This window comes from Burkholderia sp. 3C (assembly GCF_054589155.1).
Map to the genome: position 1 here is coordinate 39,084 of NZ_BAAILN010000132.1, position 16,332 is coordinate 55,415.

Sequence of the window (16,332 nt, forward strand, 5' to 3'; positions counted from 1 at the left end):
ACCGACGCGTTACCGGCCGGTCACAAGAGCTTGCGATCGTAGTTACCGACCAGTAACATGTCAAGCGCCGTTCAAAATTCACCCGCTTCTGCCAAGGTCATTGCCGATGAGCGCATCCTCCACCAAATCCGCCGCCGCGTCGCGCCGCTCGCCCACCTCGGGCGCGAGCGCGCACACGCAACTGATCGACGCGGCCGAACACCTGTTCTATCGGGAAGGCGTGCGGGCGGTCGGCATCGATGCGGTGGTCGAGCGGGCCGGCGTCAACAAGATGAGCCTGTACCGGCAGTTTTCGTCGAAGGACGAACTGGTGCTCGCCTATATCGAGCGCAAGAACTGCAACTACTTCGACCGCTTCGACCAACTGGCCGAGCAATTGCCCGGCGATCCGAAGGCGCAACTGCTGAAGTTCGTCGACGATCTCACGCGGCGCAGCGCGGCACCCGATTACCGCGGCTGCCCGTTCGTCAACGTGGCGGTGGAGTTTCCCGACGCCGCGCATCCGGCGCGCGTGTCGGTGGCCGACAACAAATCGGAACTGAAGCACCGCCTGATCGCGCTGGCCACCGGCGCCGGCGCGCGCGACCCGCTGCTGCTGGCCGACAGCATCGCGCTCGTGATCGAGGGCATCTACACGGCGAGCCAGAGCTATCGCGCCGACGACAGCCCGGTCGGCAGCGCGCCGCGGCTGGTGCGCGCGCTGATCGACGCGGCTTGTGTTTGAGGCTTGTGTTTGAGGCTTGTGTTTGAGGCTTGTGTTTGAGGCTTGCGTTTGATGCGGGCGATTCGAGGCGGGCGGCGGCCGGCGGCCGGCGGGAATGCATGATCGGGGCGCGGCGGATTTCGCCGGGAAACCACCGGCCGCGTTTCGAACCCGGATCGAGACGCGCATCGGCCGCGATCGGATCGAGCATCGAGCGCTCGGCCGCGCATCGGCCGCGATGCCGCAGCCGGCCGCGCGCCCCGCGAAACCGCCGCATCCCACCCGCTACAATGCCGGCTGCTCCGCCCGCTCCGCCATCACGTCATGACCGATCCCCGCCAAACCGTCCTCGACACCACGCGCCACTGGCTCACGCGCGCCGTGATCGGCCTGAACCTGTGCCCGTTCGCCAAGGCCGTCCACGTCAAGGATCAGATCCGCTACACGATCAGCGAGGCCACCTCGTTCGAGGACGCGCTCGCCGATCTCGAACCGGCGCTGCGCGAGCTGGCCGAAGCGGACCCGGACGAGGTGGACACCACGCTCGTGATCTACCCGGCCGCGCTGGCCGATTTCGACGAATTCAACGACGCGATCCATTTCGCCGACCGCCTGCTCCAGCAATTGCGGCTCGACGGCGCGCTGCAGATCGCGAGCTTCCATCCGCATTACCGGTTCGACGGCAGCGAGCCGGACGACATCGAGAACTTCACGAACCGCGCGCCGTATCCGATCCTGCATCTGCTGCGCGAGGCAAGCCTCGACCGCGCCGTGGAAGCGTTTCCGGACGCGGCCGACATCTACGAACGGAATCAGGCGACCTTGCGGCGGCTCGGACATGCGGGCTGGCAGACGTGGATGGCCGGCAGCGATGGCGACCCGGAGAAGGCCGGCGACTGAGCGCCGGCGCGGGAAACGGAGAGAGAAGCAGCGAAGGGAGGAGAAGCGACGCGGCGGGCAGGCGCGGCGCGCGCCCGGGGTTCGGGCTTTCGGCTTTCGGCTTTCGGCTTTCGGCTTTCGGCTTTCGGCTTTCGGCTTTCGGCTTTCGGCTTTCAAGCGCCCAGCATTCAGGCGTCGGCCGCCTCGGGCGCGAAAAAGCGCGCATCGAGTTCGGCCAGCCCGAACATCGCGAGGATCTCGCCCAGGCGCTCGCCGGCCTTGCGGCGCGGCAGGTTCTTGTACTGCGCGACGATCAGCTCGTTCTTCATCGAGTGCTCCCAGCCAACCAGTTCCGTCACGCTGACCTGATAACCATGCGCCTCGAGTTGCAGGCAGCGCAGCACGTTGGTGATCTGGCTGCCGAATTCGCGCGTATGCAGCGGATGGCGCCAGACTTCCGTCAGCGCGTTGGCGAGCGATTTGCCCTTGTTCTTGCGCAGCACGCCGGCCACCTCGGCCTGGCAGCACGGCACCAGCACGATATGGCGCGCCTGCTTGGCCAGCGCGAAGCGGATCGCGTCGTCGGTGGCGGTGTCGCAGGCGTGCAGCGCGGTCACCACGTCGATCGACTCGGGCAGCCTCGGCGACGTGATCGAATCGGCCACCGACAGGTTCTCGAACGACATCCCGCCGAAACCGAGCCGCGTCGCCAGCGCGGTCGAGCGCTCGACCAATTCCTCGCGCGTCTCGATACCGTAGATATGCGAGCCGTCGGCCGGACGCGACTTGAAGAACAGGTCGTACAGGATGAAGCCCAGATAGGACTTCCCCGCGCCGTGATCGACCAGGCTCACGCCGCCCTTGTCGGCGGCGACGTTCTCCAGCAACGGCTCGATGAACTGATACAGGTGATAGACCTGCTTGAGCTTGCGACGGCTGTCCTGGTTCATCTTGCCGTCGCGCGTCAGGATATGGAGCTCCTTGAGCAGCTCGACCGATTGCTCGGGACGGATTTCGTAGGTCTTGTTCGACATGGTGCAGGCGGCCGGCCCGCGCCGCTAAAGCGGCCCGAACCCGGCGGAATACGGATGGAATGGGCGCAGTTTACCGAAATTCGCGCGACCGGCCTCAGGCGCGTGCGCCGAGCCGCCAGAGCGAGGTGATTTCGGCCGAGCGGGCGCGGTGCAGCGGATCGTCGGCGTCGGCGGCTTTCGGATGGACCGGCTTGATGTCCTCGCGGCCCAGCACGGTCAGGCCCGCCGCGTCGATCCAGCCGAGCAGCGCCTCGCGCGTGCGCAGGCCCAGATGCTCGGCGAAATCGGACAGCACCAACCAGCCCTCTCCGCCCGCTTCGAGGTGATCGGCCAGCCCGGCCAGAAAACCCTTCAGCATGCGGCTGTCCGGATCGTAGACGGCATATTCGATCGGCGAGCTGGGCCGCGCCGGCACCCACGGCGGGTTGCAGACCACCAGCGGCGCGCGGCCCTCGGGGAACAGGTCGGCCTCGACCAGCTCGACGCGCGCGGCCAGGCCGAGCCGGTCGAGGTTCTCGGCCGCGCAAGCCAGCGCGCGCGGATCGAGATCGGTGGCCACCACGCGGGCCACGCCGCGCTGCGCCAGCAGCGCCGCGAGCACACCGGTGCCGGTGCCGATATCGAAGGCCAGCGCGGTGGACGGCAGCGCCGCGCGTGCGATCAGTTCGACATATTCGCCGCGCACCGGCGAGAACACGCCGTAATGCGGATGGATGCGCTCGCCGAGCGCCGGAATCTCCACGCCCTTCTTGCGCCACTCGTGCGCGCCGATCAGGCCGAGCAATTCGCGCAACGACGCCACCGACGGCTCGCCGCCCGCGCCATACGCTTCGACGCAGGCCTCGTGCAAATCGGGCGCGCGGCGCAGCGGGATGGTGTAATCGGCGTCGAGCGGGATCAGCAGCATGCCGAGCGTGCGCGCACGCTGCGACTGGCCGAGCCGGTGCAGGTTGAACGCGTCCACCGACGAATCGGCCGCCTTCTTCGGCCGGCGGTCGATGCGGCGCGCCATCGCTTGCAGCAACTGCCGCGCGTTCTGGAAATCGCCCTGCCAGAGCAGCGCCGTCCCTTCGCAGGCGAGCCGGTACGCGGCGTCGGCCGTGGTCGTGTCGTCGGCGATGGCGACGCGCTTGGGCGGCGGCGAGCCGGCCTCGGAGCGCCAGCGCAGCGTGCGCTCGGCGCCGTTCGCGTCGATGAAATGAAGGGTCGGATAGTCGGTCACGGCAGTCGGCAAAAGCAATCGGGTAAAACGAAGGTGCGCGGCGCGCACGCCGGATTATCGCTCGCCGCGAGCCGTTGGCCCAAGCGACACGATGCAGCGCAGCAAGACGACGCGCCGCCGCGCGCGACGTCAGTAACCGCCGTAGGCCGGTGCGACCGGCCATTTCAGCGAGCCGGCGTCGGTAAAGCGCATGCCGCCGAACATGCCCGACGACAGCTTGCCGCGCAACCGATACGGAATCCGCCCGGCCGAGGCCGCGTCGGCGAACGCGAACGCCTGGCGGGCCGCGGCGAACGCCGTCACCGTGATCGGCACGCTGACCACGACCTCGCCGAAGCGCGGCACGGTGCCGCGCGCGTCGCTGACGCCGCTTGCGAACGCACGATCGTTGAGGTCGAGATCGAGCGCGATGCCGTCGTAATCCACCGGCGTGCCGTTCGGGTTCTGCACGCGCAGCCGCAGCGCGAAGCGCATCTCCAGCCCCTGCCCCGGCAGCGGATCGAGGCCCACCACGCCGACCCGCAGCGGATCGCCGCCCAGCGTCGCGCAACCGCCGAGCAGCAGCGCACCCACCCCGACGCCAGTCATTCCAAGCCAACGCACCGCATCGCGACGCCGCATCGTCCGTCCTCCGTCCTTGTGAACCGTTCGAACCGTACCCGCACTGGACCCGCGCACCGCCCTGGAGTTCCGGGTTGCCGGGGGTTCGACCGGACCTCGCTCATTTGCCGCCGCATCCACGCGCCGGCTCGGCATTCCGGGGCACCGGCCGTTCGGTCAGAACTCATCCATTTGCAGCCGCACCCACGCGCCGGCTTGGAATTCCGGATCGCCAGCCGTGCGGTCAGAACTCACCCAATTGCAGCCGCATCAACGCGCCGGCTCGCAATTCCGGGGCACCAGTCGTGCGGTCAGAACTCACCTATTTGCAGCCGCACCAACGCGCCGGCTCGCAATTCCGGGGCACCGGCCGTTCAACCCGACCTCGCCTATTTGCCGCCGCGCCCGCACGCCGTCGTGGAGTGACGGGCCATCGGCCGTTCGCCCCGGCCTCACCCGTTCGACGCCGCATGCCGCCAGGCCGGCTCGGCGAACCAGACGCGCAGGAATTCGACCAGCGCGAGCGTGCTTGCGCTGCCGCCCGATTGCTGGCGCAGCAGATGGATCGTCGCGTCTTCCGTCACGGGCGCCGCACCGTCGATTTCCAGCGCGACCAGCAAGCCGTTGCGCAGCGCGGCGCCAGCCAGCCAGGTCGGCAAATGCGCGATGCCGATGCCCTCGATCGCGGCCGCCAGCAAGGCCTCGGAATGGTTGCTGCGAAATCGCGGCGCGTCGGGCGCCACGCGCCGCGCGCCGAACCGCCACGCGCCGGGCGGCGGCGAGCCGTGCCAGGCGAGGCAATCGTGACGCGCCAGTTCGTCGAGCGAAGCCGGCGCGCCGCGCGCGGCCAGGTAGGCCGGACTCGCGCACAGCACGCGCACCTGCGGCGCGAGCGTGGTGGCGACGAAGCGGGAGGCCGCCACCGGCCCGATCCGCAACGCCAGATCGACGTCCGAGCCGAGCCGGTCACCGGGCAGGTCGACCATGCTGTCGGTCAGCACGAGTTCCACCACGACCGCCGGATGACGCCGCATGAACGCCGACACGGCCGGCATCAAATGCAGCCGCCCGAACGGCGCCGGGCAGTCGATCCGCACCAGGCCGCCCGGCTCGTCGCGCTGCCGGTGCAATTCGGCCTGCAGGCCGCGCATGCCGGCCAGCAGCGCCTTGGCGCGCTCGTACAGCAACTGGCCGGCCTCGGTCGGCCGCATCGCGTGGGTGCTCCGGTGCAGCACGCGCACGCCGAGCTGCGCCTCCAGTTGATCGATGCGCCGCGCGACCGACGAGGTGGCCACGTCGTGCCGCCGCGCCGCCGCCGAAAAGCTCTGCAACTCGATCACGTCGACGAACACGGCCAGATGCGGGGAAAGAATGGATTCCATGAAGAGATCGTCCGGAAACGGTTCGAGGCCTGGCGTGGCCTTCGCATGCCTTTGCGTGCCTTTGCGTTTTAAGCAAAGCGATGATGCGCCTTTGCATATTTCCGCGTCAACGCGGCGTGCCTAGACTGGCATCCATTCACTGACCACCCAGGAGTTCCGCCATGCAACGCATCGTGCTCGACACCGCCGCCCGCGACATCGAATCATTCGTCGCCCCGATTCAGGACGCCCCCTCGCCCGTCGTCACCGACGGCCAGATGCTGATCGACATCCACGCCGCCGGCGTCAACCCGAGCGACGTCAAGGCCGCGCTCGGCAACATGCCGCACGCCATCTGGCCGCGCACGCCGGGCCGCGACTGGGCGGGCGTGGTGCGGCTCGGCCCCGCCGACTGGGTCGGCGCGCAGGTCTGGGGCTCGGGCGGCGAGCTGGGCATTCGCCGCGACGGCTCGCATGCGCAGCAACTGCGGGTCGAGGCGGCCCAGGTGCGCCGCAAGCCGGCCGCGATGTCGCTCGACGAGGCGGCCGGCGTGGGCGTGCCGTTTATCACCGCCTACGAGGGCCTGCGCCGCGCGGGCATGCCGCAGGCGGGCGAGGTGGTGCTGGTGTTCGGCGCGAACGGCAAGGTCGGGCAAGCGACGATCCAATTGGCCAGTGCGCGCGGCGCGCGCGTGATCGGCGTGGAACGCACGGCAGGCGCATATCGCGGCCATGCCTGCGGCGCGGTGACGGTGCTCGACGCATCGAGCCAGGACATCGCCGCCACGGTGCGCGAGATGACCGGCGGCCACGGCGCGGACATCGTCTACAACACGGTCGGCAGCCCCTACTTCGCAGCCGCCAACGCCTCGATGGCGATCGGCGCGCGCCAGATCTTCATCTCGACGCTGGAGCGCAGCGTGCCGTTCGACATCTTCGCGTTCTATCGCGGCCAGCACACGTTCGTCGGCGTCGATTCGCTGGCGCTCGACGGGGTGGCTTGCGCGCGCATCCTCGACGAACTGGCGCCCGATTTCGAAACCGGCACGCTGCGGCCGTTCCCGATCACGGCGGATCACGTCTACCCGCTCGACGGCGCGCACGACGCCTATCGCGCGGTGCTGGCCGGCGCGCGCGAACGCGTGCTGATCCGTCCGTGACCGGCGCGGCGGCAGTCAAGGGGAGACGCAAGATGATCGACTACGCGGTGTCGATGGGAGTGGGACTGGGGGTGGGCGTGCTGTACGGCGTGTTGAACGTGCGCTCGCCGGCCCCGCCGCTGATTGCTCTGATCGGGCTGCTCGGCATGGTGATCGGCGAGACGGCGATTCGCTGGTTGCGGTGAGGGGGTTTGCGCCAGCGGTTTACATGACCGCCAGCGTCGGAAGCTTGCATCGGCCATTCGCACCGGTTCAGCGATCCCCACGCCGCCGGAACGCCCACCACGCGGTGAGCGCCGTGAACATCGCGACGAACAGCACCATCAGCCAGAAGCCGTGCTTGTTCTCGGCGAGCGGCACGCCGCCCACGTTCATGCCGAAAAAGCCGGCCACGATGTTGATCGGCAACGCGATCACGGTAACGATCGTCAGCGTAAACAGCGTGCGGTTGTTCTGTTCGTCGAGCCGCGAGGTGATCTCTTCCTGCAACAGCTTGATCCGCTCGATGAGGCCGGCCAGGTCGGCCAGCACCAGCGACGACTCTTCGGTCGATTCGCGCAGCTCCTGCACGTCCTCGCCGAGCAGCCAGGCGGGCGGCTTGGCCAGCAGCCGGAAGATCGAACCCGGCTCCGGCGCCAGCATCCGTTGCAGGCGCGTCAGCCGCCGTCGCATCGAGCCGAGCTGATCGCGGTTCGCGGTCGGGCGCTGCGAGAGGAACCGATCCTCGATGCGGTCGATGTCGACGCTCGCGCGCCGCACGATGTGCTGCATCACGTCGGCCTGATCGCGCAGCAGGTGGATCAGCAGTTCGGTCGGGGAGCGAAAGCGCTCGCCCTGCCGCACGCTTTCGCGCAGCGTATCGACCGAGCGCAGCGGCTTGAGCCGCGCCGTCACCATCATGCGGCGGTCGATGTAGACCCACAGCGTCGCCACTTCCACCGCCTCCATGTCGAGGCTGAACATCACGTCGTTGACCACCGCGCGCAGCACGCCGTCCTGCTGCTCGATGCGCGTGGAGTGCGACCCTTCCCGCAGGAACTCGTAATAGGTTTCGGGCAGGTCGAGATTGGCCCGCATCCAGCGCTCGCTCGCGCCGTGCGCGAGGTTGAAATGCAGCCACTGGAAATCGCCGCTCGCGGCGCCGGGGGCCGGCATCTCCCGCAACTCGACACCGCCCGCGCCGGCATCGACCGGTACGCCGGCCGAATCCGGCGTGAACCGGAACGCGCACACCATGCCGCTCGTATCGGCGCCGTAGGTGGGAATGATCATCTCTGGTTTCATCGACTGTCCTGCGGGGATTCCGTCTTCAGCTTGCATCGCACCCATGTGTCGCCGATGCGCATGTCAGCGTGATGGCGCGTCATGGAATCGCCATGAACGCGTCGCATCGGCACGACAGGATTCGGCGTGCGAAAGCATCTTGAAAGCGCGTCGCACCCGGCGAAGCGCGCCGGCCACGAAGCATAGCGAAAGACGGGAGGAACCGCGAATCGATCGGACGGGCGTCGAGCGGCGGCGAGGGGGCGAAGCAAGGACGCAGCAGACAGGAAGATCCGTCGGAAATGGCGGACATGCGCCGGGCGGCGGCGAGGCGATGAAGCGAGGAGGCGACGGCCTGGAAGATCCGCCTGAAATGGCGGACACGCACCGAACGGCCGCGAGGCGATGAAGCGAGGAGGCGACGGCCCGGAAGAACCGCCGGAAGTGGCGCGCGCGCACCGAACGGCCGCGAAGCGATGAAGCGAGGGGGCGACGGCCAGGACGAACCGCCGGAAGTGGCGCTCGCACCGAACGGCCGCGAAGCGATGAAGCACGGACACAGCGGTCAGGACGAACCACTGGAAATAGCGCGCACGCACCGGACAGCCGCGAGGCGATGAAGCAAGGACGCAGCGGCCAGGACGGACCGCCGAAAGTAGCAGGCACGCCCCCCGCAGCGCAGGCTGCGTGCCGCCCCGCGATCAGGGCTGGTGGCTGGTGTTCGCCGAACTCGGGCAGGCGGCGTCCTTGCCCCAGTGGCCGTCGCACACCCGCCAACGGCACAGTTGATCCTCGAAGAAACCGCGCTGGCCGCATTCCTTGACGCGCGCCGCGAGCGAGCCACCAGTGTCGGCCGAGGCGACCTTGGTCACGCCGCCGTCCTTGCCCTTGTGCCTGGGCGGCGCGGGCGGCCCCGGATCGGCCGGCTTGGTGCGCGAGACGAGCGCGGCCAGCAGGTCCACATCGGGGTCGTCGTTCTTGCCGCGCTTCGCGGCCGCTTCGAGCTGGCGATCGTGGCGCTTCTTCGCGGCCAGCTCCTGCCGGTCGTGCGCGGCCTGCCGCTTCGCCTCGGCGGCGGCGAGCCGCGCCTCGGCCTTCGATTCGGACTTCGGCTCGGACTTCACACCGGCCTTGGCCTCGTCGTGACCGTGCTTGTCCTTGCTGCCGGCGACCTTGCCGGCCACGGCTGTCGCGGCTACCGTGGCGGCCGCGCCGGCGGCGAGCGTCGTGCTGGAATTCGAATTGGCGTTCGACGCGCCGTTGGCCAGCGCCTGCGAGAGCCGGTCGCCCGACGCACCCGAAGCGCCCGCCACGGTGGCGGCCTGCGCGCTCGATGCGGAATCGTCGTTGACGATGGTGGCGGTTTGCGGCGCGGCATCGGAAGCGGAGGCATTGGCCGAAGCCGAACCCGACGCCGCCTGCGCGAGCTGCACGCCGCTGGCCGCGCCCCCCGAAGCAGCCGCGACCTTGGCTGCCGCAGCGGCCGAAGCGGCCGAAGCCGACGACGCCGCGCTCGCCGTGACGGTGGCCGGCGCACCGGCCGATTGCGACTGCACCCGCCATGCGCCCCAGCCCGCCACCGCGACCAGCGCCAGCGCGATCAACGCAAACAGCCCCTTGCGCGAACGGCCGCCCGACGCATTTTCACCGGCCGATTGCTGAGAAACCCGCCCTTCGAGATTGGCGAGAATACGTGAATCGTTCTGCCCGCCCGACTTGCCCGGTTCGGATAGCAGACTCGGTGGGGCTTTGCGATTTGAATCTTCCGGCGCACTCATTCAATGTCTCGTTGAATCCTGGGTTAATTCGCCGCAATAATATCGTCCGGCCGATTCGAAGCAGGCCTGATTCTAAGAGCAAGCCTTCTAAAAGACAATCGATTGTAAAAACCGGGGTTTTCTGTGATTGCCGTCGTACTGATCGTGTATTTCGCCATCGCCGTGCTGATTGCCGCCATGCTGTTATTACCGGGCGTGAGATCCCACGTTTTTTCCACGGTCACGCAATTTCACGGCCGATTAAGCCGTCGGGTTTTCGATCGCGCGACACGCACTCGCGGTCACATCGTTAAATCGGCAAAAATTTCGCAGAGTTCATTAAATCAACTGCAAAAATTACTGATTCGGCGCCGCTTGCTGATTATCTGCGCGACGGGTATTCTTGCGACGCCTCCGTTGATCGCGATTGCGTTACGAGGTCGGCAATTATTCCAATACGATGACACCATTCGCGTTCCCGACGAAAAGATCGCCGCGCTTTTGCAAGGCGAACAGCTCGTCCCGCCGCCGCCGCTGCCTCCCGAAGTATTCGCCACGCGCGAAGTGGAGCAGATCCGGCCTGCGTTGAAGGATGCGAGTCGCGATTGGAATTTGCTCGATCCGGATTTCCGCACGCGCTTGCTGCTGGTCTACAAGATCATGCACGAGCAATACGGGTATGAAATGGCGCTGCTCGAAGGTTATCGAAGCCCGGAACGGCAGAACCGGCTCGCGGCGATCGGCTCCAACGTGACCAATGCGGCCGCGTATCAGAGTTATCACCAGTTCGGGCTGGCCGCCGACAACGCATTCCTGCGCGACGGCAAGCTGGTGATCTCCGAAAAGGATCCGTGGGCGATGCGCGGTTATCAGTTATACGGACAAGTCGCCGAGCAGGTTGGCTTGACCTGGGGTGGCCGGTGGAAAATGATGGACCTCGGCCACGTCGAATACCATAAACCCGGTTTCAAACTGGGACATCCGCCGCCCCAATGAGGGCGCGGAACACCTGAGGGCGGTATGGGGCAGATGAACGACAAGGCCGGGCTGCAAGCCGGCCATCCGCATCACGGGGAGCGCCGCACCGCGCGCGCGGCCGCTGCTCGCCACGACGCTTCGGAACGGGCGCGCCCCGGCCGTTCCCCTCGCCTTCTCCTTTCCCCTTGCGAAGAACATTCAGCGTGACGTCACGTTCGGCGCTCACGCTGTCGGCGCACGCTCGCCATCGCCTCACCCCATTGATTCGCACCGGAACCTGACCGTCCTATGCAACGCATCCTCAACGTGTTGACTCACCCGCGCACGCTTTCGATTTTCGGGTTCGTCGCGCTCGCCGCCATCCTGTTCATCGCGGCGGACGCCCTGCAGATCGGCTTCGGCTATCCGCTCGCGATCCTCGGCGTGATCCTGGCGCTGTGGCTGATCGTCCAGTTGATCAAGCGCCTGCGCGTGCGCCGCGCGAATCGCAAGCTCGGCGACATGCTCGAGGAGCAGGCCGGGGTCGACAAGGCCGCGACCGCCTCGGTCGAGCCGGCCAAGGCCGCCGAGATCGACACGCTGCGCGCGCGGCTGGTGGATACCGTCAAGACCATCAAGACCTCGAAGATCGGCCAGGTGTCGGGCGGTCAGGCGCTCTACGAACTGCCGTGGTACATCGTGATCGGCAACCCGGCGGCCGGCAAGAGCAGCGCGGTGATCAACTCGGGGCTGCAATTCCCGTTCGCGGACAAGAACAGCGCCGTGATCCACGGCATCGGCGGCACGCGCAACTGCGACTGGTTCTTCACGACCGAAGGCATCCTGCTCGACACCGCCGGCCGCTATTCGGTGCACGAGGAAGATCGCAGCGAATGGCTCGGCTTCCTGGGCCTGCTCAAGAAGCATCGCCCGAAGGCGCCGATCAACGGCATCATCGTCACCGCCAGCATCGCCGAGCTGACCGGCAGCCGCCCCGAATTCGCCATCAACCTGGCGAAGAACCTGCGCCAGCGCGTGCAGGAACTGACCGAGAAGCTCGAAGTGTTCGCGCCGGTGTACGTGATGTTCACCAAGGCCGACCTGATCACCGGCTTCACCGAATTCTTCAGCAGCAGCGACCGCCAGGAATACGACCGCGTGTGGGGCGCGACGCTGCCCTACGAGCCGGACGAGAAGCGCGACGTGGTGGCCCTGTTCGACGAGCGCTTCGAGGAGCTGTACGACGGCCTCAAGGAAATCAGCGTCGCGCAGCTGTCGATCAACCGCGGCGACATGCTGTCGCCGGGCCAGTTGAGCTTCCCGCTCGAATTCGCGTCGATCAAGCCGACGCTGCGCGCGTTCCTGGCCACGCTGTTCGAGAACAACCCGTTCCAGTACAAGCCGATCTTCCGCGGCTTCTATTTCACCAGCGCGCTGCAGGAAGGCGAAACCAACAGCGCCGCCGCGCAGCGCATCGCCACGCGCTTCGCGCTCGACGGCGACACGCTGCCCAAGCCGCCCAGCGCGTTCTCGAAGAACGGCTTCTTCCTGCGCGACCTGTTCTCGAAGGTGATCTTCGAGGACCGCAAGACCGTGCGCCAGTTCGCCAGCCCCGCCAAGACGCGGATGCGCTACGCGACGTTCTTCGGCTTCGTCGCCGTGCTCGCGCTGGCGCTCGGCGGCTGGACCTGGTCGACCATCGGCAACCAGCAGCTGGTGTCGAACGTGCAGGCCGATCTCGACAACATCGCCAAGCTCGAACAGAACCGCAACGATCTGCAATCGCGCCTGCAGGCGATGGACATCCTGGAAGATCGCATCGAGCAGCTCGAGCAGTTCCGCCACGACAAGCCGATCTCGGTGTCGCTCGGCCTGTACCAGGGCGACCGCCTCGAAGAACGCCTGCTGACCGAGTACTACAACGGCGTGCGCCAGATCATGCTGACGCCGGTGGCCGACAACCTGGCCGCGTTCCTGAAGGACGTGGACGCGCACCCCGACCAGCTCGCGCCGATGACGCGCGCGCCGGAATCGGGCGCGGTGCCGGTGTCGGACAAATCGCCGATGCAGCCGCAATCGCAGGGCGGCCTGTACAACGACGCGTCGCCGACCAACGTCGAGGACGCCTACAACGCGCTCAAAACCTACCTGATGCTGTCGGACAAGCGGCACGTCGAGCAGGCCCACCTGACCGACCAGATCGCCCGCTTCTGGCGCGGCTGGCTGGAAACCAATCGTGGAACCATGCCGCGCGACGAGATGATCCGCAGCGCCGAGCGCATGATCACGTTCTATCTGTCGCGCGTGCAGGACAACGACTGGCCGATGATCGACGCGAACCTCGCGCTGGTCGACCAGACCCGCGAGAACCTGCGCCACGTGGTGCGCGGCATGCCGGCCCGCCAGCGCGTGTACGAGGAAATCAAGGCGCGCGCCTCGACGCGCTACGCGCCGATGACCGTCGCGCGCATCGTCGGCGAGGACAACACCGCCCTCGTCGCCGGCAGCTACGCGATCCCCGGCACGTTCACGCGCGACGCGTGGTTCGACTACGTGCAGCCGGCGATTCGCGACGCGGCCACCAAGGAACTGCAGGCCAAGGACTGGGTGCTCAACGTCGCCTCGCAGGACGACCTGACGCTGGAAGGCAGCCCCGAGCAGATCCAGAAGGTGCTGGTGGGCATGTACAAGACGGAATACGCGCAGCACTGGCAGAAGTTCATGCAGGGCATCGCCGTGCAGAATTTCGGCAGCTTCGGGCAGGCCGTCGATGCGATGAACAAGCTCGGCGACCCGCAGGATTCGCCGATCCGCAAGGTGCTCGACACCGCCTACGAGCAGACCTCGTGGGATAACCCGTCGCTCGCCAACGTCACCATCAAGAAGGCGCAGACGGGCGTCGTGAACTGGGTCAAGCAGTGGTTCGCGCGCAAGCCGGGCGGTCAGCTCACGGCCAACATCGACATCAACGGCAACCCGGTGGAAGCGCCGATGGGGCCGATCGGCCAGGAGTTCGTCGGCCTCGGCCGGATCGTCCAGCCGCACGACGGCGGCCAGTCGATGCTGAAGGGCTACATGGACACGCTGTCGAAGGTCCGCACCCGCTTCAACGTGATCAAGAACCAGGGCGACCCCGGCCCCGGCGCGCGCCAGCTGATGCAGCAGACGCTCGACGGCAACGGCTCGGAACTGGCCGATTCGCTGAAGTACGTGGACGAGCAGATGCTCACCGGCCTGACCGATTCGCAACGCAAGTCGCTGCGTCCGCTGCTGGTGCGCCCGCTGCTGCAGGCGTTCCAGGTGGTGATCCAGCCGGCCACGGTCGAGGTCAACAAGGTGTGGAACGCGCAGGTCTACCAGACGTTCCAGGCCTCGCTCGCGAACAAGTATCCGTTCGCGGCCGGCGCGAAGATCGAGGCCGGCGCGAGCGAGATCGCGCAGGTGTTCGGCCCGGACGGCTCGATCTCGAAGTTCGTCGGCACCACGCTCGGGCCGCTCGCGGTGCGCCGTGGCGACACGCTGACGGCTCGCACCTGGGGCGACATGGGCCTCTCGCTGACGCCGGACTTCACCAGCGGCTTCGCGAGCTGGGTGGCCCCGCTCGCGGGCGGCGCGGCCGGCGGCGGCGCGGCGGCCTCCGAACCGCAGACCGTGTTCCAGGTCCTGCCGCAGCCGAGCAGCGGCACCACCGAATGGACGCTCGCGATCGACGGCCAGCAACTGCGCTACCGCAACACGCCGCCGCAGTGGACCAACTTCGTGTGGCCGAACCCGGCCGGCTCGCCGGGGGCGACGCTGAACGCGACCACCTTCGACGGCCGCACCATCACGCTGGTCAACGAACCGGGCCGCTACGGCCTGGAGAAGCTGATCAACTCGGCGCAGCGCACGCGCCGCCCGGACGGCACCTTCGACCTGACCTGGGCGCAGGGCGGCGTGAACGTGGCGGTGACGATGCGCATCATCAGCACCTCGCAGCCGACCGGCGGCAGCGGCGGCGGCAGCAACGACGCCCCGCAGCAGCAGAGCCTGCGCGGCCTGCACCTGCCTTCGTCGATCGCCAACACGAGCGCCAGCGGCGCCGTCAACGCGACGGCGCTGGCACCGGCCGGCACGTCCGGCGTCGCACCGGCCGCCGCGGGCGCGGCCGTCAACGCATCGAATGCACAGGGGGCGCAATGACGCAAACGGTCCAGGCGCAGATCGCCTACTTCGGCAAGATTCCGTCGCGCGGCGATTTCGTCAAAAGCGCGCACAACCCGCAACTGCTGCAAACGCTCGACCGCTGGATCGCGCAGGCGATGGAACTGCTGGCGGACGACCCGCGCTGGAAGCTCGTGTACGAGAACGCGCGGCCGATGCACTTCGCGTTCATCGGCTCGCGCAGCAAGCTCGCGATCGCCGGCCACATGGTCGCCAGCCACGACGCCTCGAACCGCCGCTTCCCGTTCCTCGCGGCCACCGCGCTGGAGGTGGACCGGCCGCTGACGTTCATCGCGCGCAGCCCGCTCGCGTTCGCGCGGCTCTGGCAGCGCGCCGCCGCGCTGATGAAGCCCGTGCTCGGCAAGGACGAGCCGCCCGGCGCGCTGCAGGCGCTCGGCGACGCCACCGTGCCGATCGACACGGGCGGCCCCGGCACCGCGCACGACGGCACGTTCAACGATTTCGTCGAGCACCAGTCGCTGTTCGGCCTCGAACAGATGCTGCTGGCGAGCGGCCACCCGGTGAAGCTGCGCGGCGCGATGCTGGCGCTCGGCTCGCTGCTGCGCCCGGTCATGCAGAGCGGCTCGTCGCACATCGAGCGCGGCCTGACGCTGCCGCTGCCGGTGGACCCGTTCTACCGCACGCTGGTGGCGGGGTTCTGGATGGAGCTGCTGGCCCCGTTCGTCTCGCAGGCCGATTTCGAACTGGCGATCTTCATCGGCACGATCGCCGAGCGCGAACGCCTGATCATCGGCTTCAACGGCGCGTCGGCGCGCACGCTGCACAGCGTGGTCGACCCGCAAACGTACTCGCAACACAACATCGACATCGACGATCCCGAATGGATCGACGCCCATGCGCAACAAGACCCCTCGATCAGCAAGCTCGTCAGCTACCTCGAACAACCGCAACTGTCGCTGCGCGTGGCCATCGACACGTTCCGCGAAGCGTTCGTCGGAGGGGCCTGACGCCATGACGAACTCCGTGTTCCCGCGAAGCCGCACGCGGCAGCCTGGTTTGGCGGCGCTCGGCGCGCCCGCCCTGCTGGCGATGCTGCTGCTGGCCGCCCCGCTCGCGGCCCGCGCCGACAACGCCGGCCCGGCCACCGTCACGCCCGTCGACACGAGCGGCGTGACGGTGCGCACCACGCTGATTCCGCCGGCGGGCGCCGCAGCGGCGGCCGGCGGCCTGCC

General features: G+C 67.9%; 13 protein-coding genes and 1 pseudogene. 8 read left to right on the forward strand and 6 right to left on the reverse strand.

Going from position 1 to position 16,332, the window contains the following annotated elements:
* Positions 1 to 106 precede the first annotated feature (106 nt).
* Both ACYP33_RS26610 and ACYP33_RS26615 read left to right on the forward strand, forming a co-directional pair.
* On the forward strand, positions 107 to 724 hold the full coding sequence (locus ACYP33_RS26610) for a TetR/AcrR family transcriptional regulator (RefSeq protein ID WP_459624538.1): 618 nt from the start codon (positions 107 to 109) through the stop codon (positions 722 to 724).
* Between the two features lie 303 nt (positions 725 to 1,027).
* Positions 1,028 to 1,603: a DUF1415 domain-containing protein gene (locus tag ACYP33_RS26615; RefSeq protein WP_459624539.1), complete on the forward strand. Its 576-nt coding sequence runs from the start codon at positions 1,028 to 1,030 to the stop codon at positions 1,601 to 1,603.
* 167 nt (positions 1,604 to 1,770) lie between these two features.
* Here ACYP33_RS26615 and ACYP33_RS26620 read toward each other — a convergent pair whose 3' ends face one another.
* The 4 genes from ACYP33_RS26620 to ACYP33_RS26635 form a co-directional block, all read right to left on the reverse strand.
* Positions 1,771 to 2,616 (reverse strand): class I SAM-dependent methyltransferase, encoded by an 846-nt coding sequence (locus tag ACYP33_RS26620; RefSeq protein ID WP_459624540.1) that lies wholly within the window; start codon positions 2,614 to 2,616, stop codon positions 1,771 to 1,773.
* Between the two features lie 94 nt (positions 2,617 to 2,710).
* A complete protein-coding gene (locus ACYP33_RS26625) occupies positions 2,711 to 3,838 on the reverse strand; it encodes a methyltransferase (RefSeq protein ID WP_459624541.1) in 1,128 nt (375 codons plus the stop codon).
* 129 nt (positions 3,839 to 3,967) lie between these two features.
* Entirely contained in the window at positions 3,968 to 4,459 is a 492-nt protein-coding gene (locus ACYP33_RS26630; RefSeq protein WP_459624542.1) for an LEA/WHy family protein, read from the reverse strand.
* A 431-nt stretch (positions 4,460 to 4,890) separates the two neighbouring features.
* Positions 4,891 to 5,820, reverse strand: a complete 930-nt coding sequence (locus ACYP33_RS26635) for a LysR family transcriptional regulator (protein WP_414450453.1) — start codon at positions 5,818 to 5,820, stop codon at positions 4,891 to 4,893.
* A 161-nt stretch (positions 5,821 to 5,981) separates the two neighbouring features.
* On the opposite strand from ACYP33_RS26635, the gene ACYP33_RS26640 reads away from it, so the two are divergent.
* Positions 5,982 to 6,959, forward strand: a complete 978-nt coding sequence (locus tag ACYP33_RS26640) for a quinone oxidoreductase family protein (RefSeq protein ID WP_459624543.1) — start codon at positions 5,982 to 5,984, stop codon at positions 6,957 to 6,959.
* A gap of 32 nt (positions 6,960 to 6,991) precedes the next feature.
* The gene (locus tag ACYP33_RS26645) at positions 6,992 to 7,144 is read left to right on the forward strand and encodes a DUF1427 family protein (protein WP_459624544.1); all 153 of its coding nucleotides are present in this window, start codon (positions 6,992 to 6,994) and stop codon (positions 7,142 to 7,144) included.
* A 67-nt stretch (positions 7,145 to 7,211) separates the two neighbouring features.
* Here ACYP33_RS26645 and ACYP33_RS26650 read toward each other — a convergent pair whose 3' ends face one another.
* The gene (locus tag ACYP33_RS26650; RefSeq protein ID WP_459624545.1) at positions 7,212 to 8,243 is read right to left on the reverse strand and encodes a transporter; all 1,032 of its coding nucleotides are present in this window, start codon (positions 8,241 to 8,243) and stop codon (positions 7,212 to 7,214) included.
* Between the two features lie 680 nt (positions 8,244 to 8,923).
* Complete coding sequence (locus ACYP33_RS26655) at positions 8,924 to 10,000, reverse strand: phage tail protein (protein WP_459624546.1); 1,077 nt, start codon at positions 9,998 to 10,000, stop codon at positions 8,924 to 8,926.
* Between the two features lie 123 nt (positions 10,001 to 10,123).
* Here ACYP33_RS26655 and ACYP33_RS26660 point away from each other — a divergent pair, with 123 nt between their 5' ends.
* The 4 genes and pseudogenes from ACYP33_RS26660 to ACYP33_RS26675 all read left to right on the forward strand — a co-directional run.
* The gene (locus ACYP33_RS26660; RefSeq protein WP_414443776.1) at positions 10,124 to 10,975 is read left to right on the forward strand and encodes a M15 family metallopeptidase; all 852 of its coding nucleotides are present in this window, start codon (positions 10,124 to 10,126) and stop codon (positions 10,973 to 10,975) included.
* A gap of 270 nt (positions 10,976 to 11,245) precedes the next feature.
* Positions 11,246 to 15,118, forward strand: coding sequence for a type VI secretion system membrane subunit TssM (tssM, locus tag ACYP33_RS26665; RefSeq protein WP_414450457.1), 3,873 nt, complete (start codon positions 11,246 to 11,248; stop codon positions 15,116 to 15,118).
* Positions 15,115 to 16,107: a type VI secretion system-associated protein TagF gene (tagF, locus tag ACYP33_RS26670; protein WP_414443774.1), complete on the forward strand. Its 993-nt coding sequence runs from the start codon at positions 15,115 to 15,117 to the stop codon at positions 16,105 to 16,107. The genes tssM and tagF overlap by 4 nt, the downstream gene beginning before the upstream one ends.
* Positions 16,108 to 16,111: 4 nt before the next feature.
* Positions 16,112 to 16,332: pseudogene (locus tag ACYP33_RS26675) on the forward strand (OmpA family protein); the annotation flags it as partial.

Excerpts from the sequence above, each read along its gene's own strand:
- ACYP33_RS26610 (WP_459624538.1), top strand. The coding sequence starts at position 107 with ATGAGCGCATCCTCCACCAAATCCGCCGCCGCGTCGCGCCGCTCGCCC.
- ACYP33_RS26615 (WP_459624539.1), top strand. The coding sequence starts at position 1,028 with ATGACCGATCCCCGCCAAACCGTCCTCGACACCACGCGCCACTGGCTC.
- ACYP33_RS26620 (WP_459624540.1), bottom strand. The coding sequence starts at position 2,616 with ATGTCGAACAAGACCTACGAAATCCGTCCCGAGCAATCGGTCGAGCTG.
- ACYP33_RS26630 (WP_459624542.1), bottom strand. The coding sequence starts at position 4,459 with ATGCGGCGTCGCGATGCGGTGCGTTGGCTTGGAATGACTGGCGTCGGG.
- ACYP33_RS26635 (WP_414450453.1), bottom strand. The coding sequence starts at position 5,820 with ATGGAATCCATTCTTTCCCCGCATCTGGCCGTGTTCGTCGACGTGATC.
- ACYP33_RS26640 (WP_459624543.1), top strand. The coding sequence starts at position 5,982 with ATGCAACGCATCGTGCTCGACACCGCCGCCCGCGACATCGAATCATTC.
- ACYP33_RS26645 (WP_459624544.1), top strand. The coding sequence starts at position 6,992 with ATGATCGACTACGCGGTGTCGATGGGAGTGGGACTGGGGGTGGGCGTG.
- ACYP33_RS26650 (WP_459624545.1), bottom strand. The coding sequence starts at position 8,243 with ATGAAACCAGAGATGATCATTCCCACCTACGGCGCCGATACGAGCGGC.
- ACYP33_RS26655 (WP_459624546.1), bottom strand. The coding sequence starts at position 10,000 with ATGAGTGCGCCGGAAGATTCAAATCGCAAAGCCCCACCGAGTCTGCTA.
- tssM (WP_414450457.1), top strand. The coding sequence starts at position 11,246 with ATGCAACGCATCCTCAACGTGTTGACTCACCCGCGCACGCTTTCGATT.
- tagF (WP_414443774.1), top strand. The coding sequence starts at position 15,115 with ATGACGCAAACGGTCCAGGCGCAGATCGCCTACTTCGGCAAGATTCCG.